Below are 20,471 nucleotides of genomic sequence, written 5' to 3'. Positions count from 1 at the left end.
AGCCAATTAAGGCGCGGCTCCTGAAGATCAGTTGTCATGAACGCTCAGACCAGAATTTGACAGATAAAGAACTATTGTAGCCCAGCACGAAGGCTTTACTGTGCCGTTTCTATCCTGCTGTCAGGGTGGTGCAGGCGATTGCCAATAACGAGCATAGCGGTCACGCTCACCAAAGTAATACAACGCCGAGGGGCGCGACTCCACCGTCAAGGCCCCCCATTGATCAGTGCGCAAGAATAAAGCACCGGCGCGTTCCCAACGCGCTTGCACCAGTGGGTGCGGATGACTGAAACGGTTCCACCAGCCCAATTGAGCGATAGCCAAGCCTGCCTGCATCTGCTTTACGAAATACGCCCCAGACGAAGTCCGGGAGCCGTGATGCCCGACCACCACCACATCAATAGACCTCAGGCCAGCAGCCACCATGGCCTGCTCCTGCGCCACGCCTGCGTCGCCCAACAATAAGGCGCTGTGTCTGGGGCCTTGAACCTCCAGCACACAGCTAATGGCGTTCTTGTCTTCCTCGCGACCAAAGACGGCCTTGAAGCTGGCCTTGTCAGCAGGCGGCCACCAGAACCGGAAACGTACGCCGTCCACCTCCCAGCTCACATCCTGCTCACAACGCAAAGCCTGCTCCGGACGGGCAGTAGAACCCGTTGACACACCCAGCAAACGCTCCTCCCGACTCAAATGAGCGTCCAGATCAAAGCTGCTATAGGCGCGCCCAACCGGCACCGCCTGCAATACGCTACGTGTCCCACCCACATGGTCCATATCGGCATGAGACAGCACCAAGGTATCTATCCGCCCTATTCCCTTGGCTTTCAACCAAGGCACAATGCTGCGCTTGCCCTCATCAGAATCAGGGCCATAGCGGTTTCCCACATCAAATACGAGCACCTGACTGCGAGTACGCAACACCACGGCACTGCCTTGGCCGACATCCAGGGCGAACAAGTCCCAATCCCCTTCCTGCAACAAGGAGGGTCGTAGAGCCAATGCAGGCAGCAACAGAGACAAGCCACTCAAACGGGACACAAACCCTTTGGGCAAGAGCAACAGCAAGACGCCTAACAAGGCCAGAACCGTCCACGCCCAATGCTGGGCAGGCACGGGCACACTGGCCAGACTGTGCTCGGCCAACCAGACTGTAGGTTGCATCGTGAAGTCCAACACCCTATGCGCCAAATAGGAGACGGATTCGCACCAGACCGGCGGGGCCTGCAGTGCCGCCAAAATCAACAAGAGCAGCACCAAAGGCGTCACAAGCGAACCGATCAAGGTGATGGCATACGCGTTCGCAGGCAAGGAGGCCAAGGAGATCTCATGAAACAAGGGCGCCAATGCTGGCAATAAGGCTACAGTGATCAGCACCTGCAACTGCGTCGCACACCAGATTCGCCGCCCCCAGCGCCGTACCCCAGATCCCGGCTGTGGCACTTGCCCCATCAGATAACCGAACGCCAACAAGACCGAAACAGCGGCGAAAGAAAGATAAAAACCTGTGGTCAGCCCCGCCCACGGGTCGTGCAAAACCACACACAGAGCGGCAATCAGCAAAGTCCGGCTGGCGCCCAAGTGCAATCCCCAAAGACGGCAGACACCCAGTACCAGCAACATCAAAAAAGTACGCTGGGCAGGAACACCCCAGCCTGCGATCACGCAGTACGCGCCCGCCCCGGCAATACCTACCCAGGTCGCGGCGACCTGAGCGGGGATCTGCTCGGCCAGTACCCAGCGCCCCCAACAAACACGTCGCCAGCACCAGGACACTAAGGCTGCCAACAATACAGCCAGGAAAGTAACGTGCGTGCCGCTGATGGACACCAAGTGCGTCAAGCCAGTGCGGTTGAAGACCAGCCAGTCCGAGGGGGAAATACTGGCCTGATCACCCAAAGACAAGGCCAGCATCACCCCGCCCCAGCGTTGTTCTTGTACGTAGGGCATCAAGACGCTGCGCAAATGATGACGTAAACGCTGCATCCAGGTGGACCAGGACTGCGCCGGATCGAAGCCCAAAAGTTCAGGCTGGCCTCGCACACTGCCCACCGCCCGCCAGCCTTGAATCATGGCATGACGTTCTGCATCAAACCCATGGGGATTGCGTGCCCCCTGAGGTGGGCGTACGACTAAAGACATACGCCAGCGTTGGCCGGGCATCAATTCCGGAAAACGCTGCTCAGACGGCTCACGATACAAGGAACGATGGCCTTGAGCCGCCGTCCAGCGAACCAGGATCTGCTCAGGCAAACCGGGGGGCTGGGCGCGCAAGACCTTGGCCCGAAACTGCCTGTAGTTCGGCCCTGCTTGTATCAATGACTGAATTTCCAGCTCTACCCGGCTGACTTTATTAGTGTCCGCTGCCAGGACAAATTGAGCAAGCCGGCCCTGTATATGCCAAACGCTGTAACCCGCTCCCAAGCAGGCAAAGACCAGGACATAGGCAAAAGAAAAACGCTGGGCCAGAAAAAAGCTCAAAACAGCGCCACCTAGCCACAGCCAAACAGGCAGAGTCAGATAAGGCGGTTTCAGGAAATGGATAAAGGTTGCTGCAACCACAAAGGCGGCTAAACATGCACGCCCTATCATGGGTACTGCCCTGTCATCGCGAACTCCATGCAAATCTATAGCGTAGAGTTCAAGACTGCTTCAGATAACAGACAAAAGGATACGTTGCTCACATCGGCTTATACCCATAGACAAGAAGACCCTCTTAACTAAAAGATGGACTACGAGCAAAGACACAGACAAAAGCAGCAAGAAGAAGAGGAGCAGAGTTAATGCCAGCGGCGTGCCCTAAATAGAGGCAGAGATAGGGCCGGGGAAAATGATGGGGCTGAGGAAAAGGTAAGAAACGAGAAAACCAGATGGCTTGAGATGAAGCGATTGGGCTCGCAAGGCAAAGTCAGCCTCAAACTGCAGAAAAACAGCCCCAACAACATCGAAAAAACCTGAATCCAGCCTAAAGCCCTTGGCTAGCTAAAAACGTATCCAGCCTTGGCAAGACTCGTCGCGCCGTGGCACCGGTCTGGCTAATGACATCAGCCACGTCCATCCCCCGAAGCTCCGCCAGACTTTTCGCAACGCCCTTCACTTCGGCCGGTTCATTACGAACCGAGGCCAGCGGCGTTCCCGGCTCCACCAGCCAGGACGGGGCCAAATCCGGCGCATCGGTCTCCAGCACCATATCGGCAAGACTCATGTCCTGTGCCAGACGGCGAATCTGCTTGGCCCGAGCAAAAGTCATCGCCCCACCAAAACCCAAGGCACAGCCCTGACGCACAAACATCTGTGCCTGCTGCTCGCTACCGTTAAACGCATGGGCGATTCCGCCTACACCCGGAAACTGCCGCAGATACTTCAGCACCCGATCTTGAGAACGACGCACATGCAGGAGTACAGGCAAGCCATAACGGTGCGCCATGGTCAATTGAGCTTCATACAGCCATTCCTGATGACGGCTGGCCTGGTCGGTTTTCAGCTCTGGCACAAAGTAATCCAGACCGATTTCACCCAGAGCAACAAAACGCGGATCATCCAGACGCAACTGGATTTCCTGCTCCAGGGCATCCAGATCTGCTGCCCCCGCCTCAGGCGTAAACAAGGGATGAATACCCAATGCATACACGCCGCCGGGTGCAGCCATGGCGGTCTGGCGGGCAGCCTGAAAATCAAACACACCGACGGACGGCACCACAATCGAACGTACGCCCGCCGCGCGGGCACGCTCAACCACCCGCTCTCGGTCAGGATCAAATTCGGGAGCATCCAGATGACAGTGCGTATCGATAAGCATAGCGAGACTCCCCACAAGCAGCAGCCCATCAAGGGAAAGGACGCGGTATGACAGCCCTCGCCCCTGCCGAGTCTTAGGCCCCGCGCTCGGTCCTGATTTCCTGGGTCAGATAGCCTTTGTCCATGACCAACTGACGATGGGCCAGGGAAGCCAGGGCCTGGTCATGGGTCACAATGACAAACGCCGTGCCGAATTCTTCATTGACCCGGCTTAATAGTTCAAACATGCCTTCAGCGGTATAGCGATCCAGATTACCTGTAGGCTCGTCCGCCAGCACGCAAGCAGGTCGTGTCACCAAAGCGCGCGCCAAGGCCACCCGCTGACGTTCGCCCCCCGACAACTGCCCCGGATAGTGATGCACACGCTGCGACAAACCCACTTGTTCCAGAACCTGCTGAGCCTGCTCGCGTGCGTCTGCACGCTTCATGCGGCGCACGATCAAGGGCATGGCCACATTGTCCAGCGCATCAAACTCAGGCAGCAAATGGTGGAACTGGTACACAAAGCCCAGCACCTTATTGCGTAGCTGGCTGCGCTCGCTTTCATTCAGGCTTTCCGTCTGGGTGCCGTTGACCTCAATGCTGCCCGTGTTAGGTTTGTCCAGCAGGCCCAAAGCATGCAGCAAGGTACTTTTACCCGAACCGGAAGCACCAATAATAGCCACCATCTCGCCACGACGCACTTCCAGATTCACCCCGGAAAGCACTTGGATGCGGTTGCCACCTTCCTCGTAATGAACGCTGACATCGCGCGCGCGCAGCACGGTTGGAGCGATAAGATCAGTCATGACGCAGCACCTGTGCAGGTTGAAGCTTGGAGGCACGCCAGCTTGGGTACAGCGTGGCCAGGAAAGACAGAACCAGCGAAACGATGGCAATCAACACAATGTCGTAAACCTGCGGATTGGAAGGCAGTTCGCTAATGAAGTAAATCTGCTGAGGCAGGAATTTACGGCCCATCAGGTTCTCAATAAAGGGCACGATCACGTCGATATTGTAGGCAATCAGGGTACCCAAACCGACACCCAACAAGGTCCCCACGACGCCGATCAAGGCCCCTTGCACCAGGAAAATACGGGCAATCTCGCTAGGGGTGGCCCCAATCGTGCGCAAAATCGCAATGTCCGACTGTTTGTCTTTTACCGCCATCACCAGAGAGGACAGCAGGTTGAACGCGGCCACTGCCACAATCAAGGCCAGGATCAGGAACATCATGCGTTTTTCGGTTTGCACAGCAGCAAACCAGGTGCGGTTATTAGCCGTCCAGTCCGACACCAATACATTACGCGGCATTTTGCTGGCCAACTCCTGTGCCACCATGGGCGCCTGCTGCATATCCTTAATGCGTAGACGCACACCACTATTGCCACTGTCGCGGAAAATCTTGGAAGCATCCTCCACGTTTACAAAAGCCAGACTGGCATCGTATTCGTAATAGCCGGAGGAAAACACGCCCGTTACCGTGAACTGGCGCATGCGCGGTGAAAAACCGGCTGGCGAGATCGAGCCTTGCGGTGCCATCAGCATGACCGTATCGCCCGTGCTGACCCGCAATTGATTAGCCAACTGCTCTCCCAGCACAATCCCAAAAGTGCCCGGTTGCAGATTCTCCAGTCGCCCCAAAACCATTTGCTGGGCCAGTTCGGACACCTTGCTTTCCTGGTCAGGCTCAATGCCGCGGACCTGCACACCCATCAATTGATTACTGCGCACCAACATGCCCTGCCCGGCCACATAGGGGGCCGAGCCCACCACCGCCGGATTGGTCTGGGCGTTTTGGGCCAGCGATTTCCACTCATTCAACACTTGCTGATGATCGGCATGGCGCACAATCAGCTCAATATGCGGCAAGACCGACAGCATGCGATCACGCACCTGGGTCTGAAAACCGTTCATGACCGACAGCACCACAATCAGCGCGGCGACTCCAAGGGCAATCCCCGCCATCGAGCTGCCTGCAATAAAGGAGACGAAACGGTCTTTTCGCCCCCCACGCCGTTTGCGGCCTTTGGCCAGGCCGGCATACCGCGCTCCAATCCAAAATTCATATCCCATGCGAGCTGCTATCGCCTCAAAGAAAACACTACAATCGCTGTCATGCAGATCGTAATCAACGGTGCGCTGCCGGAACCGGCCATCGCGCGCGAACTCATTAAACACTTGCCCCAAACGGCCCCGTCACTGGTTCAGTTACTGACTCAGGGCAAAGGCACGCTGTCGGTACGTGATCCGTCCGAGGACCTGTGCACGCCAGCGCAATCCTGGCTTTTGCACGCCCACGGCTTTACGGCGCACCAAGCTCAGCATCTTAGCGCAGGTCTGGCCCCTTTGCGGCTACGCCAGTTGAAACAAATCCACTCGGTGGCACCGGACCAGGCGGTCTGGCTGGCCGAGCTGGTTCACATCGCCCCCTCTCGTGAGGGCGCCATGCTGATACCGGCTGAACAACTGGCCTTGTCCGAGTCCTACAGCCGTGCCTTGCTGGAGGCCGTTCGCCCTTATCTGGACGACACCGGCTTTCAGTTCGAGTACCTCAGCCCGGAGCTGTGGCGTGTCACGCCACCCGCTGATTTTACGGTGCAAGCGGCCTCCACAGAACTGGTCAGCCAAAGCAATTTGAATAATTGGTGGACACAGGATGTGCAAACCCGCCCCTGGCGTCGCCTGATCAATGAATTTCAGATGCTGGCCTTTGCCCTGCCGGATAACCAGGAGCGTGAACAGGCTGGCCTGCCCAATGTGAACAGCTTGTGGCTGTTTGGCGGGGCTTCCACCCAGCAATTAGGCCCTGAGCCAGCCGAGCTGCGCATTATTGATGATTTGCAAGACAGCCTGATACGACAAGACTGGGGGCTTTGGCTGCAACAACTGGCCGAGCTGGATCGCACTGTGCTCGCCCCCCTGGCCGCAGGGCCCATGCCAGAACTGGTGCTGACCGGACTGGACCGCTACGCTCACGTCGGTCCCGCCTCGCGCCGTATCTGGCCCCTGTCCCTGTTCAAACAAACCCCTAACTGGAGTCAGTGGTGGTCACCCCTATCCTGAAAAACCGTCCCGCTCAAGAAGCGGCCAGCCACGCCCTGAAACAGGCCGGAGTTCATGACTTAATGGCCCGTTTGCTGGCCTCTCGGGGTGTAACTGATGCCGCCCAGATCGATCCGGCCTGGCGCAACATGATTCCGCCCAATATGCTGACTCAGGCGCGTGAAGCCGCCGTCTTGCTGGCCGATGCCATTGCCCGCCGGGATCGCATGCTGATCATTGCCGACTACGACTGCGACGGCGCTACCGCCTGTGCAGTCGGCCTGCGCGCGCTGCGCAGCATGGGGGCTGTCGTGGACTTTCTGGTTCCAAACCGTTTTGAAACCGGCTATGGCCTGTCACCCGCCGTGGTCGAACTGGCAGAACAACACCCTTCGGGCAAGCCGGATTTGCTGATTACCGTGGATAACGGCATTGCCAGTATTGATGGCGTGGAAGCCGCCCATATGGCGGGCATGAAGGTTCTGGTCACAGACCACCACTTGCCCGGCGATGAGTTGCCCGATGCCCTGGCGATTGTGAACCCCAATCAACCCGGCTGTGAGTTCCCCTCCAAGAACCTGGCTGGTGTAGGCGTTATTTTTTACCTGATGCTGGCTTTGCGTGCCGAACTGCGTCAGCGCGGGGTGTATGAGGCCAATGCCGGCCCACGCCTGAACGAGCTGGCCGATCTGGTGGCCCTGGGCACCGTGGCCGACGTGGTCAGCCTGGATGCCAACAACCGCCTGATCGTCACCCAAGGCCTGGAGCGCATGCGCAAGGGCCAGATGCAAGCCGGACTGCGCGCCCTGTTCTTGGTTGCAGGCCGCGATCCCCGTCAGGCCAGTGCCTTTGATCTGGGTTTTGCCTTGGGTCCACGCATCAACGCCGCCGGTCGACTGGCCGATATGGCCTTGGGGATACGCTGCCTGATCACGGATGATGAAGACGAAGCCGCGAATCTGGCCCGCGAACTGGAGGACATGAACCAGGATCGCCGCTCGATTGAGCAGTCCATGCGCGAAGAGGCCCTGCGCGCGGCCGAACTGGCTGAGCCGGACACCAGCGCCACCGTGTGCGTGTTTCACCCGGAATGGCACCAAGGCATCGTCGGACTGGTCGCCTCACGTCTGAAAGAAAAGTACTGGCGCCCTACCCTGGCCTTTGCCCAAGGTGACGAAGGCGAGATCAAAGGGTCGGGCCGTTCTATTCCCGACGTGCACCTGCGCGATGCGCTGGACCTGGTCTCCAAACGCTATCCCGGCCTGATTCTGAAATTTGGTGGTCACGCCATGGCGGCCGGTCTGACGATCGAAGAAGACAATTACGATGTGTTCGTACAAGCTTTTGAGGAAGCCGTGCAGGAACTGACGGGCCGCTATCAGTTTGACCCCATCATCGAAACCGACGGTTCATTGGAGCCTGAGCACATCAATATTACGGTGGCCGGGCTGCTGCAAAAACAAGTCTGGGGCGCCGGCTTCCCAGCTCCTGTTTTCCGCGACAACTTCTTCGTGCGCCAACAACGTCTGCTGAAAAACAAGCATTTGAAACTGAGCCTGGAGCGTAACGGCGAATACTTCGATGCCATCTGGTTCAACCGCGATACCTTGTTGCCAGAGAATATCGAAGCCGCTTATCGTCTGGACCAGAACGAATGGAATGGGAACGTCAGCGTGCAGTTCATTATTGAATATGCACAGGGGCAGAATTAAGCATTATCGCTGTTGCCCCACGTTCCTTGCCCTGAACCGCTGCTTGCGCAGCGGTTTTTTTACGACTTTGCACGAGTGGGCAAAGTCGCCAGCACCAAGCCCGCCAAAGCCAGAATGAAGGCGTAAACATGCACGGTGGTAAAGCTCTCGCCCAGCACCAGCACACCCACGGCTGCAGTGCCTAAAGGCATCAGCACCATAAACACCGCAGCTTGCGAAGCGGGTACGGAACGCACGCCCGTCATCCACAGCCAGACCGTCCAGACGCTGGCCGCCAAGGAATAAAACACCAATAAAGGCCAGATCCAGCCTGCCGGTGCCGTAAAGTCAAAATCCCAAGCGGCGTACAAACCTAATGGCGTAATCAGGGCCAGACTGCACAGATTGATAATGGCGCTGATACGTTTAGGGCTAAGCACGGCGGTCAAACGCTTGCCAATGACGGCATAGGCTGATTCGCACAAGACGGCACCAAAGATCAGCGCATTGCCCAGCCACATTTTCCCGGGGTCCAGTTGATCCACACCGTGGTCTTCAGCCTGCACTAAAGCCAGCAAGGCAATACCGCCCATGCCCAAGGCCAAAGACGCCCAGGTACGTGGGCCTATGCTTTCTTTCAGGAAATACCAACTGAACAAAGCCACCATGCCGGGAATGGCAGACAAAATGACGCCTGCAGAAACCGCGCTGGTCATGCTGATGCCCGTCACCATGCACAGGGTGAACAAGAAGTTGCCCAGGAAGGATTCCAGAAAAATCAGGCCACGGGTGCGCAGGTCCAACGTGGGTTCATTGGCAGGTTTACGTAGCCAGCGCAGCATGGCTAGCCCACCAATACCAAAACGCAGCCAGGCCAGCAAGAACACCGGCAGTGCCGTTACTAAAGGCCGTGTCAGGGCGATATAACTGCCCACCAAAGACATGGACAAGGCCAAACAGGCGTAGGCCGCCAAACGTGATCCCGCTCTATTCACCCACCCTCTCCCAATACACACACTTGCAAGCAAGCTAATCAAAATACCATGACGGCCAGGGTCTACAATACGCCCGAGCCCGGCCTTCCAGGATAAAAAGCATGCTCTGCCATGCTGCCCGTTTCGCTCACTACCGCCTGTACAACTGACCTTACCCAGATCTGCCCGTACAGCCCTGTGCTGCCAGTGCTTTATCCCACCCTACCGGAAAGTCGTATCGCCAGTCCTTAAGCAGGTCTGCGATGGACGGCCCTACACCTGGCCCGCCCCATGCTGCTCCCCATAACAGACTAATCCGCACCACGCCGGCCTACCGGCCAGCCGTGCTCCTTGAAGGATATTTCATCATGCAGGCTATCGCCCGCCTGAGCCGTTTTGTTGGCAACACCTTTGCCATCTGGGTTCTACTGTTTGCCATTTTGGCCTTTTACTTTCCCGACCACTACCGCTGGTTAGGCGCTTATATTGTTCCACTTCTGGGCATCATCATGTTCGGTATGGGGCTGACTTTGTCGCGCCAGGACTTTGCCGAAGTGTTCGTACGCCCGGGCCGAGTGGCTATCGGCGTTCTGGGGCAATTCCTTATCATGCCCGTCCTGGCTTGGTTCCTGACCTATGCGTTCTCCTTACCGCCCGAATTGGCCATTGGCGTCATTCTGGTCGGTTGCTGCCCTGGCGGGACCTCGTCCAACGTAATGACTTTTCTGGCTCGTGGTGACCTGGCCCTGTCGGTTGCCATTACCTCGGTCTCCACCTTGTTGGCACCTATCGTCACCCCGGCCCTGATTTATTTTCTGGCCAGCCAATGGCTGGAGGTCAGTGCCTGGGCCATGTTCTGGTCCATTGTGCAGGTCGTGATTCTGCCCATTGCACTCGGAGTGATCGTGCAATCTCTACTGGGCGAGAAAATTAAAGCGGGGGTGGCCGCGCTGCCCCTGGTATCGGTCGTGGCGATTGTGGCTATCGTGGCCGCTGTTGTCGCCGGCAACCAGGCCAAGATTGCGAGCAGCGGCTTGTTGGTGTTCTCGGTCGTGGTCGTGCACAACACCTTGGGCTACCTCTTGGGCTACGTACTGGCACGTTTAAGCGGCATGCCTTTGGCACAACGCAAAACCCTGGCCATTGAAGTAGGTATGCAAAACTCCGGTCTGGGCGTGGCTCTGGCCAGCGCCCACTTCTCGCCTCTGGCTGCCGTGCCCAGCGCCATTTTCAGTGTCTGGCACAATATTTCCGGCCCTTTGGTCGCGACAATCTTCCGCCGCATGGGTGATGGCAAACAATAATCAATGACCACGCCCAGGGACTTGAATCCGAGTCCAAAAAATAAAAAAGGACGCTCTACCGGGCGTCCCTTTTTGTATCTGGAACAGGGTCAAATACCCAGCACGCTCAAGCCTCAACACTTACGCGAAGACACATAAATCCCACCCACAATCAGCAAAAAAGCCGCGCCGTGATAGAGCTTGGGGCTATCACCCAGAATAAACACGGACATCAAGGCTGCAAATACAGGCATCAGGTTCACAAAGAAACCCGCAGTTGCAGCACCTACTCGCTGGACTGCCACACCCCAGCAGCGCAAGGCAATCAAGGCGGGGCCAGTACCCACATACAAAATCGCCAGCAGCAAGCCCCAGGACCAGTCAATATGCCAGTCTGTAAACGTCCACTCCATCGCGGCAAATGCGCCGGACCAGATCAAGCCAAAAAACACCTGTGCCATCACAACGGTGGCCCAGGTTTCTGCGATAACGCCCTCATGGCGACGCGTACTGAGCATCCAGCTATAAATCGCCCAGGCAATGGTGGCAATCACCATATAGACATCGCCCGGCACAAAACGAAAAGCCATCAGCTCTTGCCAATCGGCACGTGTCAATACCAGCACCACACCGAGCAAGGACATCAGTCCCCCGATCAGTTGGCGCCCATTGACGGTGGACTTGAAGAACAAGCGACCAATGACCAGCATCCAGAACGGCAAACTGGCATTAACCAGTGTCACATTAATGGGGGAAGAACTTTGCAGTGCCAGGTACTGCAACGCGTTATAGATCCCTATGCCCAGCAAACCCAAAATAGAGTAACGCTTCCAGTTAGCCCACAAATTACTGCCGCGCCGCAGAACTTGTCGCCCCACAAAAAGCAAGATGGTGAAAGCCACCAGCCAACGGAAAAAGTTAAGGGTAATGGGAGGAACCTGATCATGAATCAGGCGCCCCACAATGGCATTACTTGCCCACAAGATCGTGGGTAAAACCAGTAAAGCCGTCGTGCCAGGGGTCAATTTCTGAGTGTTCACAAGCATGTCCTAAAAAACGGCAACGGCGCGTGTGATCCCTCCTCAGGTCAACACGGCGCCGTTACGATGGGCCTAGTATATAGGCAAGCATGCTCAGCCCTCTATGCCTTTCCCCGTCTGCTTGTCACGCTGCGAGCTGGTCAATCTTTGACCAATCCATAAATATTATTTATAATCATGGAATTGTCACGTCATGGTGCTGATTGAGTTTTATTGGCCCATCCCATCCACGCTCGTCTGGCTTTAGCAACATCAGATGCAGCTACCCAGGGTAAATCGACCTTGAAACACCCCCACTTTTGGGAATAAAGCTTGACCCAATCAAGCACCCCAAGTGCATTACTTGGCACCACAACCAGTACTCTTAACCGCAAGGGATTATCCCGCGCGTCGTTATGCAGGTCTACGTTCCTGGCAAGTATTCGTGTTTTTGCCCGTTTCTCAGGTAGACAGACCTTGTCTGCCCTGGCCGGTTCTTCCCACGAACGGCAGGCGTGTTTTCAATTTGATCAACCCGGCCCTGTCTGGCCTCCAACAGTCCTGACAGATACCGATTCACCCCAATTTTTATGGGCCTAGTGCCAGGCTGGACTTTAGACACCGTTTGTACGGTTTGTCGGTCTGTCTTGTTGCCAAGCCCGTCCCCGTCCCGCCCAGCAGGGCCAGACGGGAATGATTATTTTTAAAGGAGTCCCGATTTATGGCCAAAGAAGAGCTACTTGAAATGCAAGGTTCCGTCACCGAAATCCTGCCTGATTCGCGCTTTCGTGTCACCCTGGACAACGGTCACGCCGTGATCGCCTACACGGGCGGCAAAATGCGCAAGCACCACATCCGTATTCTGGCTGGCGACAGCGTCACCCTGGAAATGTCGCCTTACGACCTGAGCAAAGGCCGCATCATTTTCCGCCACTTGCCCAAGCGTGTTGGCGCCCCCACGTCGGCCCCTCGCCGCAGCCCCCAGCGTCGTTAAGACATATCGCCACACCCCTGTCACAATTAGATGCAAAGATAGGCGCGCCTGACAGGGGTGCGACAAGAGCCATCAGTGCTCGGGGGCACCCCACTCTTTGTGGGAGTCGCCTTGAAAAAACTACTGACGCTCAAAACCGGCTTCATCGCCTATTTTGCAATCCTGAGTCTGTTTTTAGTCCTGATGCTGATTGCCCTGCAGCATTTAAGCAGCAGCATCGAACAACGCAAACACCTGGAAGCCCAGCGCCACCAAACGACGGCGCTTAGCAAAGACTTCAAGCGCATCAGCGAATTGCTCAGCCGTCAGGCCATCGCCTTTGTCTCCAGCGAGCAAGTTGAATTTCAGGATACTTTCCGCCATCTGCTGGCGGTGTTTACGGGTGCCCAGGCGGATCAGGAGGGGGTCACCTTGACAATGCTGGACCGCTTCAGGGATCTGGAACTGGCGCCAGCCGAACAGGATTTGCTGCGCTCTGCCTATGAGCAGACTCTGGCACTCAGCCAGGTCCAATCCGAGGCCATCCAAACCGCCAGCGGCCAGTTTGAAGATGGCAGCGGCGCGATCCGTATCGCCCTGCCCAATGCCTTGATGGCTAAAGTGCTGGTGTTCAGCCAGCAATACATTCAAGCCTCTACCCAGATCACGAACACACTGGATCAGTTCGAGCACCAGTTCAGCGACCGCCTGGACAGCTCTCTGGATCAGGCAGGCCGCAGCAGCGACCGGGCATTCAGCCTGGCACTGGCGGCCCTGGCCTTGTTCTTCATCGCCAGCACCCTTGCTCTGCGCCTTTTGTATCGCTCGATCAAACAGCCACTGGATCAAGGGGCAAATCTGGCCAAGGAGCTGGCCCAGGGCAAGCTCAATGCCCAACTCAGCGTGCGCCGTCACGATGAATTCGGAACACTATTGACGGCGCTCAATGGTATCGGCCAAGGCGTACAAACGGTGGTGCATCAAATCCGTGAACAAACCGGCTTGATACGCGATGGCTCGCACGCGATTGTGTTGGGCAGTCAAAACTTGAGTGAACAAATTCTGGATCAATCCACCGAATTGAATCAGACCGTCAAGGCGATGAATCAATTGGCCGACACTGTGCGCCAGAATGCCGAACAAGCCCAAACCGCCGACCACCTGGCGCAGGACACCTCCAGCCAGGTGGCCCAAGGCAATCAGGCCGTGCACAGCCTGCTCGATACCATCAACGCCATTGCCGACAGCTCGCACAAAATGAGCGAGATCACCCAACTGATTCGCAGCATTGCCTTCCAGACCAATATCCTGGCCCTGAATGCTGCCGTGGAGGCCGCCCGCGCTGGCGTACACGGTCATGGCTTTGCCGTGGTTGCCGCCGAAGTACGTAACCTGGCTTTGCGCTCTACCGATGCCTTGCAGCAGATTTCCACCTTGATCTCCAGTTCAGTCGAACAAACTGAACAAAGCTCGACGGCTGCGCGCGGTATGGTAGAGGTCATGGCCAACACACAGCACAAGGTCAATAAGATGCGCAGTATCGTGGCCCACATTGCCCAGGCCTCTCAGGAGCAGGCCACACATATTGAGTACGTGAACCAGGTCATGACACGTCTGGACCAGCAAGGCCAGTCCAACCGGCAGTTGGTTGAACACAGCGCCCACACGGCCCAGGAACAGTTAGAACAAACGACCTTGCTAGCCCAGGTAGTGGCCCATTTCAGCCTGGACAGCGATCTTACCAAACCCGATACTCCCGCCCTGCCAGCCGCCTCCAAGCGGCCTCCTTACCGCTCTGCATCCGCCTATCGCACCGCCACATGCACAATGTCCGGTTCCTGAGCGGCCAATACGTGCCATAGACCTCCGATAAGGGTAAAATCGGAAGTTTGCCGCGCGCCGCCCTGCTGGCTGGCGCGGATGGCCCTCAAATATAGGAAAGCCGCTGAATCATGGAATCGGAACGACTTAATCAACTGGAAGCCCGCCTTGCCGATTATTCGGAGCGGGAAAATGCCTTACGGAGGTATCTTTGACTACGATGACAAAGCGCATCGTTTGTACGTAGTCAATGCCGAACTCGAGGACCCCAACGTCTGGGACAACCCTCAACACGCTCAGGATCTGGGCCGCGAAAAGAAAAGTCTGGAAAACGTGGTGCATGTGCTGGACGCCTTGCACACGGGCCTGAAAGATTCGCAGGACCTCTTCGAGCTTGCCGCGATGGACGATGACGATGCCACGATCGCCGCCATCGAAGAAGATTGTGCCGCCATGGCCAGCCGTATTGAAGAGCTGGAATTCCGCCGCATGTTCTCCAACCCTGCCGATCCGCTGAATTGCTTTATGGATATTCAGGCCGGCGCGGGGGGGACCGAAGCCCAGGACTGGGCCTCCATGCTGCTGCGCATGTACTTGCGCTACGCCGAACACAAAGGCTTCAAGGCTGAAATCCTGGAGCAGTCTGACGGTGATGTCGCCGGCATCAAATCGGCTTCCATCAAGATTGAAGGCGATTACGCCTATGGTTTTCTGCGCACAGAAACCGGCGTACACCGCCTGGTTCGCAAAAGCCCCTTTGACTCGTCCAACGGCCGCCACACATCCTTTACCAGCGTGTTTGTCTACCCAGAGATTGACGACTCTTTCGAGGTCGAAATCAATCCGGCCGACCTGCGTATTGACACCTACCGCGCCAGTGGTGCCGGTGGTCAGCACATTAACAAAACCGACTCGGCCGTTCGTATTACGCACGAACCCAGCGGCATTGTGGTGCAATGTCAGAATGACCGCTCGCAGCACCGTAACCGGGCTGAGGCCATGCAAATGCTGAAGTCCCGTCTGTACGAGCTGGAAATGCGCAACCGCATGGCCGAGCAGCAAAAACTGGAAGACTCCAAGAGCGATGTGGGCTGGGGTCACCAGATCCGCTCCTACGTGCTGGACCAAAGCCGCATCAAGGACTTGCGTACGAACTACGAAAGCTCCAATACGCAAAAGATTCTGGATGGCGACCTGGATCCCTTTATTCAGGCCAGCCTGAAACAAGGTATTTAATATGCACACTTCCACGCTGACTGTTCTAAGCGGTGCCTCGCGCGGCCTGGGCTTATCCCTGGCACGTCAGGCACTGGCCGCTGGCCATCAGTTGATCACTCTGGCCCGCAGTGACCTGCAACTGGAGGCCCCCCAAGGGGCGCATCACCATCTGCAAGTGGATCTGGCCAGCGTGGAAGGTGCGCAACAGGCAGCCAAGGCTCTACAGGCCTTGATCAGCCAGACACAGGCTCAACGCTACGTCCTCATCAATAATGCAGGCACCGTTGATCCCGTTGGGCAAGCCAGCCACCTGCTCAATGCCCAGGCCATTACACAGGCGCTGCAGTTGAACCTTGCCAGTGTCATGAGCCTGACCGCCGCCTTTTTGCAAGGCGCCCCCAAGGATGCCCAGCGCCAGGTGCTCAATATCTCCTCGGGTGCTGGCCGCAAGCCCGTCTCGGGCTGGGCCGTGTATGGCTCCAGCAAGGCAGCACTGGACTTCTATACACAAACCCTGAAACTGGAAAATCCCGAGCTGGCCGTTTGCTCTCTGGCCCCTGGCGTGGTCGATACCGATATGCAAGGTCATATCCGTAACCAGTCCCGCGACCAGTTCCCGAACCTGAGCCGCTTTATCGACCTGCACCAGCAAGGGCAGTTAAGCAGCCCACACGAGGCGGCCGAGCGAATTTTGCGCCTCCTGAACAGCCCGGATTTTGGCCAGCACGTTCTGGATGACATCCGCCACTACGAATAAGTACTGACACAATGACTGAACCGCTAGACACTTCTGCACCCGTCGTAGACGAAAACCGCCTGATCGCCGAGCGACGTTCCAAGCTGGACCGCCTGCGCGAAAACGGCATCGCCTACCCCAACGATTTCCGCCCTGACGCCCATGCTGCCGAGCTGCACAGCCAATACGGCGAGCAGGACAAGGATGCCCTGGCCGCAACCAATAAAGTTGTGAAAGTGGCTGGCCGCATGATGCTCAAGCGTGTCATGGGTAAAGCCAGTTTTGCTACGTTGCAAGATGCCTCTGGCCGTATCCAGATCTACCTGGACAAAGCCGCACTGGGCGAAGAGAACTACGCGGAATTCAAGGGCTGGGATATCGGTGACATCCTGGCCGTGGAAGGTACCGTCTTCAAAACCAATAAGGGCGAGCTGTCCGTACACGCCTCCCGTGTGCGCCTGCTGGCTAAATCCCTGCGGCCCCTGCCTGATAAATTCCATGGTCTGGCCGACCAGGAGTTGAAGTACCGTCAGCGTTACGTCGACCTGATCATGGGTGAAGACACCCGTCAAACCTTTCTGGCTCGCAGCAAGGTCATGAGCAGCCTGCGCCAGCACATGGCCCAGGCCGATTTCCTGGAAGTGGAAACCCCCATGCTGCACCCCATTCCGGGCGGTGCATCGGCCAAACCCTTTGTAACCCACCACAATGCGCTGGACATGGAAATGTACCTGCGCATTGCGCCCGAGCTGTACCTGAAACGATTGATCGTCGGCGGTTTCGAGCGCGTGTTCGAGATCAACCGCAATTTCCGTAACGAAGGCGTCAGCCCTCGTCACAACCCTGAATTCACCATGATGGAGTTCTACGCAGCCTACACGGATTACCAGTGGCTGATGGACTTCACCGAAAACCTGATACGCGAAGCCGCGATCAGCGCCCGTGGTACGGCTACCCTGCAATACCAGGAACGCGAGCTGGATCTGAGCCTGCCTTTTGATCGCCTGACCATTACCGGCGCCATCATGAAGTACGCTCCTTCCTACCAGATCGAACAGTTGGAGGACATCCAGTTCCTGCGTACCGAACTGGCGCGCCTGAAAGTGGACGTAAATTCGCCCCCACTGCGTGATGCCGGCCTGGGCGCTTTGCAACTGGCTCTGTTTGAAGAAACAGCCGAGTCCAAGCTGTGGCACCCTACGTTCATCATCGACTACCCTGTCGAGGTCTCACCGCTGGCACGTGCCTCGGATACCCAGGAAGGAATTACCGAGCGTTTTGAGCTATTCATCACCGGCCGCGAAATTGCCAATGGTTTCTCGGAGTTGAACGACCCTGAAGATCAGGCCGCACGTTTCCAGGCCCAGGTTCAGGCCAAGGACGCTGGCGACGAAGAAGCCATGTTCTACGACGCCGACTACATCCGTGCGCTGGAATACGGTATGCCCCCTACAGGCGGCTGCGGTATTGGTATCGACCGACTGGTCATGTTGCTGACTGATAGCCCGGCTATCCGTGACGTAATCCTGTTCCCGCACCTGCGTCGCGAGGACTGATCAATCTCAAGACGGAAAAACGCGCGGCCTTCTTGACCGCGCGTTTTTTTATGCATCCGCGCCCCCGAATACCCATACGCACATACGCACATACGCACATACGCAGCTATTCTGCCCGTTCGGGAACAAACTCCACTCCAATCTCATCATTAGCCTGCCCTACGCCTGTAAGCGCAGATTTCACTCAGGCTTGATACCAGCAACTGCCGCCACGTCACGAAACAAGGCAATATCCCGTGCCACGATCTGATCCAGCGACTCAGCCGAGCTGGGAGCGATCACAAAGCCCTGCTCCTCCAATGGCGCTGCAAATTCGCGCGAACGCAGTACAGCCGTAATATCGTGATTCAGGCTTACTACCACTTCATCGGGTGTGGCTCGTGGCACAAAGATGCCCTGCCAGCTTTCGATCACGAAATCAGACACGCCCAGCTCATGAAAGGTGGGGACATCCGGCAAAACCTTTGACCTCTGTGGCAACGTTACGGCCAGAGGTACCAGCTCACCAGCCTGAATATTCTGAGTTGCCCCCGAAATATCCATCAGCGCGCCGTCCACATGCCCGCCCAATATATCCAGAACGGCCGGAGCGCCTCCCGCATAGGGAATGTTATTGGTTTGCGTACCCAAACGCTGATTAAGCATCTCCACAGCGAGATGATAGATGCTGCCATAGCCAATCGCCAGTGCCAGGGATACGGCGCCCGGCTGCCGCTTGAGTAGCGCCACATAGTCCTTGAAGTGGCTAATACCCAAGCCAGGGCGAACCACCAAGACCTGCGAATTAACAATAGTACGAGTCACTCCGCGAACGTCGGTCTCGCTATAAGGTAACGTGCGACCCAGGGCCGCGTTGATCGCAAGCTGATCCCCGCTGGAGAGCAAAGTGTAGCCAGTCGGCGCCGCGCGCACCACACGGTTGACACCGAGACTAGTGTGCGCGCCAGGCACATTATCCACAATCACTATTTGGCGCCATAACTCGGCAAGACGCTGCGCAAGCATACGGGCGATACGGTCAGCATTGCCACCTGGGCTCACCGGGACAACAAGGCGCACCGGACTCGACGGAAAAGGAGTGGTCTGCTCCGCCCGAGCCGGAACAACAACACCAAGCGCAGAGACCGCAGTTCCAAGACGTGTGGCGATACCCGCTCCAGAGGCTTTCAAGATCATGCGGCGATTCAAACCGACCTCCAGTATCTATCCTACCCAATTGATCGGACGACCTTGTGTCACAGCGCCTGCAAATTACGATCCCTAATCTAGCGAACCCTCTACTGCAAATCAAGCAGAGCTTGCCCAAGTCATTGATCAAGCCTCTGTATCGGTCTCTTGCACAGTCTGGGGACTTGTCCAGAAAACAGTATGCAAAAATCAAAAAGGACGTTTTTACACGTCCTTTTTAACTGCCAATACCGGCACTACTATATACATCTTCGCCTATGCTGATAGCACGACTTTATTGGTTCGTTCTCGCTAACACGCCCCTGTGCAATCAATCCACCGGCAAACGCATCACCGCCTGCGCCCATTTATGGGCCACTTCGGGCGAAGAAAAACACGACGCCTTGTCCGCCACCACACGAACAGCCCGTTCCAGCAACTGAATGTCGGCCTCGTGCTGACGGGCGACGTGCGGGTCCTCGAAGAAGATCACACGCTGACAACGATTTTCCAGCACCAGCTCGGCAATTTGCGCATCGCCACCCAAAGGACCACTTAAATAAGATTGAATCCAGGAGGTCTCCTTGGGCCAGCCCTTGGACCAGGCCAGCTCGTTCAACAAGCGGCTGGTCGTGCCCGTTCCCACGCGTTGGCCGAAACGGGACAGCAAATCAAAATGCTTGTCAGCGAACTCAACCATTTTTTCCTTGAGCGCATCGTGCGCAATCAAGGCCAGGGTTTGATTCGGAAAGTCAAAAATACGTTTGCAGCTGGAATCGGGCCACAGGCCACGACTGACACGTTCTACTTCAATCCATTCAATCGCGCCCATCAGAGTCGAGATGAAAGGACGGCCATGCGTGATGCATTGGCGCTTGAGTGCCAGTGCTTCCGGGAAAATGGAGGAAGGGTCTACCGGGTCAATCAGGTAAATGGCACCATCAAAAGGCGGCGTGCCGTCCGGGCTTTGAGTGACCCGGGCCACCAGCTTCATCAAGCCGCCATCACGACCATAAGGATAGCGAACCAAGCCGCCATAGCCTTCCAGCAGGCCCGAACGCTCGATGGCATTACAGGTACGACCCACCGTATAAAGCTCAACTTCCAACTCGCGAATACCGCTGGCTGAGCGCCGCAACCACTGAAACAAAGCCGCATCTGCCGAATCATGGTGCAATTGATTGGCCGCCAAACCGAAACGTAATGACATGAGT

At 56.7% G+C, this 20,471-nt stretch carries 16 protein-coding genes; 8 read left to right on the top strand and 8 right to left on the bottom strand.

Annotated elements, in window-relative coordinates:
- Positions 1 to 120 precede the first annotated feature (120 nt).
- The 4 genes from ACDI13_RS16075 to ACDI13_RS16060 all read right to left on the bottom strand — a co-directional run bounded on the left by ACDI13_RS16075 (position 121) and on the right by ACDI13_RS16060 (position 5,850).
- Complete coding sequence (locus ACDI13_RS16075; protein WP_316990253.1) at positions 121 to 2,589, bottom strand: DNA internalization-related competence protein ComEC/Rec2; 2,469 nt, start codon at positions 2,587 to 2,589, stop codon at positions 121 to 123.
- Positions 2,590 to 2,962: 373 nt separating this feature from the next.
- On the bottom strand, positions 2,963 to 3,796 hold the full coding sequence (locus ACDI13_RS16070) for a TatD family hydrolase (RefSeq protein ID WP_316990254.1): 834 nt from the start codon (positions 3,794 to 3,796) through the stop codon (positions 2,963 to 2,965).
- A 73-nt stretch (positions 3,797 to 3,869) separates the two neighbouring features.
- Positions 3,870 to 4,583, bottom strand: coding sequence for an ATP-binding cassette domain-containing protein (locus ACDI13_RS16065; RefSeq protein ID WP_316990255.1), 714 nt, complete (start codon positions 4,581 to 4,583; stop codon positions 3,870 to 3,872).
- Positions 4,576 to 5,850, bottom strand: coding sequence for a lipoprotein-releasing ABC transporter permease subunit (locus ACDI13_RS16060; RefSeq protein ID WP_316990256.1), 1,275 nt, complete (start codon positions 5,848 to 5,850; stop codon positions 4,576 to 4,578). The genes ACDI13_RS16065 and ACDI13_RS16060 overlap by 8 nt, the downstream gene beginning before the upstream one ends.
- Positions 5,851 to 5,892: 42 nt before the next feature.
- Here ACDI13_RS16060 and ACDI13_RS16055 point away from each other — a divergent pair, with 42 nt between their 5' ends.
- Together ACDI13_RS16055 and recJ are read left to right on the top strand one after the other, a co-directional pair.
- On the top strand, positions 5,893 to 6,840 hold the full coding sequence (locus ACDI13_RS16055) for a hypothetical protein (protein ID WP_316990257.1): 948 nt from the start codon (positions 5,893 to 5,895) through the stop codon (positions 6,838 to 6,840).
- A complete protein-coding gene (recJ, locus tag ACDI13_RS16050; RefSeq protein ID WP_316990258.1) occupies positions 6,822 to 8,531 on the top strand; it encodes a single-stranded-DNA-specific exonuclease RecJ in 1,710 nt (569 codons plus the stop codon). The genes ACDI13_RS16055 and recJ overlap by 19 nt, the downstream gene beginning before the upstream one ends.
- Positions 8,532 to 8,590: 59 nt before the next feature.
- Here recJ and ACDI13_RS16045 read toward each other — a convergent pair whose 3' ends face one another.
- Positions 8,591 to 9,505, bottom strand: a complete 915-nt coding sequence (locus tag ACDI13_RS16045; RefSeq protein ID WP_316990259.1) for a DMT family transporter — start codon at positions 9,503 to 9,505, stop codon at positions 8,591 to 8,593.
- Positions 9,506 to 9,852: 347 nt separating this feature from the next.
- Here ACDI13_RS16045 and ACDI13_RS16040 point away from each other — a divergent pair, with 347 nt between their 5' ends.
- Positions 9,853 to 10,788 (top strand): bile acid:sodium symporter family protein, encoded by a 936-nt coding sequence (locus ACDI13_RS16040; protein ID WP_316990260.1) that lies wholly within the window; start codon positions 9,853 to 9,855, stop codon positions 10,786 to 10,788.
- A 113-nt stretch (positions 10,789 to 10,901) separates the two neighbouring features.
- Here ACDI13_RS16040 and ACDI13_RS16035 read toward each other — a convergent pair whose 3' ends face one another.
- The gene (locus tag ACDI13_RS16035; protein ID WP_316990261.1) at positions 10,902 to 11,813 is read right to left on the bottom strand and encodes a DMT family transporter; all 912 of its coding nucleotides are present in this window, start codon (positions 11,811 to 11,813) and stop codon (positions 10,902 to 10,904) included.
- A gap of 694 nt (positions 11,814 to 12,507) precedes the next feature.
- Here ACDI13_RS16035 and infA point away from each other — a divergent pair.
- From infA to lysS, 5 genes are all read left to right on the top strand, one after another.
- On the top strand, positions 12,508 to 12,780 hold the full coding sequence (infA, locus tag ACDI13_RS16030; protein WP_316990262.1) for a translation initiation factor IF-1: 273 nt from the start codon (positions 12,508 to 12,510) through the stop codon (positions 12,778 to 12,780).
- Positions 12,781 to 12,891: 111 nt separating this feature from the next.
- Complete coding sequence (locus ACDI13_RS16025) at positions 12,892 to 14,601, top strand: methyl-accepting chemotaxis protein (RefSeq protein ID WP_316990263.1); 1,710 nt, start codon at positions 12,892 to 12,894, stop codon at positions 14,599 to 14,601.
- Positions 14,602 to 14,711: 110 nt separating this feature from the next.
- Positions 14,712 to 15,816, top strand: a protein-coding gene (prfB, locus tag ACDI13_RS16020) for a peptide chain release factor 2 (protein ID WP_316990264.1) whose coding sequence is annotated in 2 segments (ribosomal slippage) — positions 14,712 to 14,792 and positions 14,794 to 15,816 — 1,104 coding nt in all. Because the reading frame shifts where the segments join, the coding sequence is not laid out codon by codon here.
- Position 15,817: 1 nt separating this feature from the next.
- Positions 15,818 to 16,555, top strand: coding sequence for an SDR family NAD(P)-dependent oxidoreductase (locus ACDI13_RS16015; RefSeq protein ID WP_316990265.1), 738 nt, complete (start codon positions 15,818 to 15,820; stop codon positions 16,553 to 16,555).
- An 11-nt stretch (positions 16,556 to 16,566) separates the two neighbouring features.
- Complete coding sequence (lysS, locus tag ACDI13_RS16010; RefSeq protein ID WP_316990266.1) at positions 16,567 to 18,090, top strand: lysine--tRNA ligase; 1,524 nt, start codon at positions 16,567 to 16,569, stop codon at positions 18,088 to 18,090.
- 180 nt (positions 18,091 to 18,270) lie between these two features.
- Here lysS and ACDI13_RS16005 read toward each other — a convergent pair whose 3' ends face one another.
- Both ACDI13_RS16005 and ACDI13_RS16000 read right to left on the bottom strand, forming a co-directional pair.
- Positions 18,271 to 19,278, bottom strand: coding sequence for a tripartite tricarboxylate transporter substrate binding protein (locus ACDI13_RS16005; RefSeq protein WP_316990267.1), 1,008 nt, complete (start codon positions 19,276 to 19,278; stop codon positions 18,271 to 18,273).
- A gap of 310 nt (positions 19,279 to 19,588) precedes the next feature.
- Entirely contained in the window at positions 19,589 to 20,467 is an 879-nt protein-coding gene (locus ACDI13_RS16000) for a methylglyoxal synthase (protein ID WP_316990268.1), read from the bottom strand.
- Positions 20,468 to 20,471 lie beyond the last annotated feature (4 nt).

The sequence above is a fragment of the Alcaligenes faecalis genome, from assembly GCF_041521385.1.
Classification (GTDB): domain Bacteria; phylum Pseudomonadota; class Gammaproteobacteria; order Burkholderiales; family Burkholderiaceae_B; genus Alcaligenes; species Alcaligenes faecalis_E.
This window is presented reverse-complemented; position numbering and strand designations above follow the sequence as displayed.

Excerpts from the sequence above, each read along its gene's own strand:
- ACDI13_RS16075 (WP_316990253.1), bottom strand. The coding sequence starts at position 2,589 with ATGATAGGGCGTGCATGTTTAGCCGCCTTTGTGGTTGCAGCAACCTTT.
- ACDI13_RS16000 (WP_316990268.1), bottom strand. The coding sequence starts at position 20,467 with ATGTCATTACGTTTCGGTTTGGCGGCCAATCAATTGCACCATGATTCG.
- ACDI13_RS16070 (WP_316990254.1), bottom strand. The coding sequence starts at position 3,796 with ATGCTTATCGATACGCACTGTCATCTGGATGCTCCCGAATTTGATCCT.
- infA (WP_316990262.1), top strand. The coding sequence starts at position 12,508 with ATGGCCAAAGAAGAGCTACTTGAAATGCAAGGTTCCGTCACCGAAATC.
- ACDI13_RS16015 (WP_316990265.1), top strand. The coding sequence starts at position 15,818 with ATGCACACTTCCACGCTGACTGTTCTAAGCGGTGCCTCGCGCGGCCTG.
- ACDI13_RS16060 (WP_316990256.1), bottom strand. The coding sequence starts at position 5,850 with ATGGGATATGAATTTTGGATTGGAGCGCGGTATGCCGGCCTGGCCAAA.
- ACDI13_RS16040 (WP_316990260.1), top strand. The coding sequence starts at position 9,853 with ATGCAGGCTATCGCCCGCCTGAGCCGTTTTGTTGGCAACACCTTTGCC.
- ACDI13_RS16035 (WP_316990261.1), bottom strand. The coding sequence starts at position 11,813 with ATGCTTGTGAACACTCAGAAATTGACCCCTGGCACGACGGCTTTACTG.
- lysS (WP_316990266.1), top strand. The coding sequence starts at position 16,567 with ATGACTGAACCGCTAGACACTTCTGCACCCGTCGTAGACGAAAACCGC.
- ACDI13_RS16055 (WP_316990257.1), top strand. The coding sequence starts at position 5,893 with ATGCAGATCGTAATCAACGGTGCGCTGCCGGAACCGGCCATCGCGCGC.
- ACDI13_RS16065 (WP_316990255.1), bottom strand. The coding sequence starts at position 4,583 with ATGACTGATCTTATCGCTCCAACCGTGCTGCGCGCGCGCGATGTCAGC.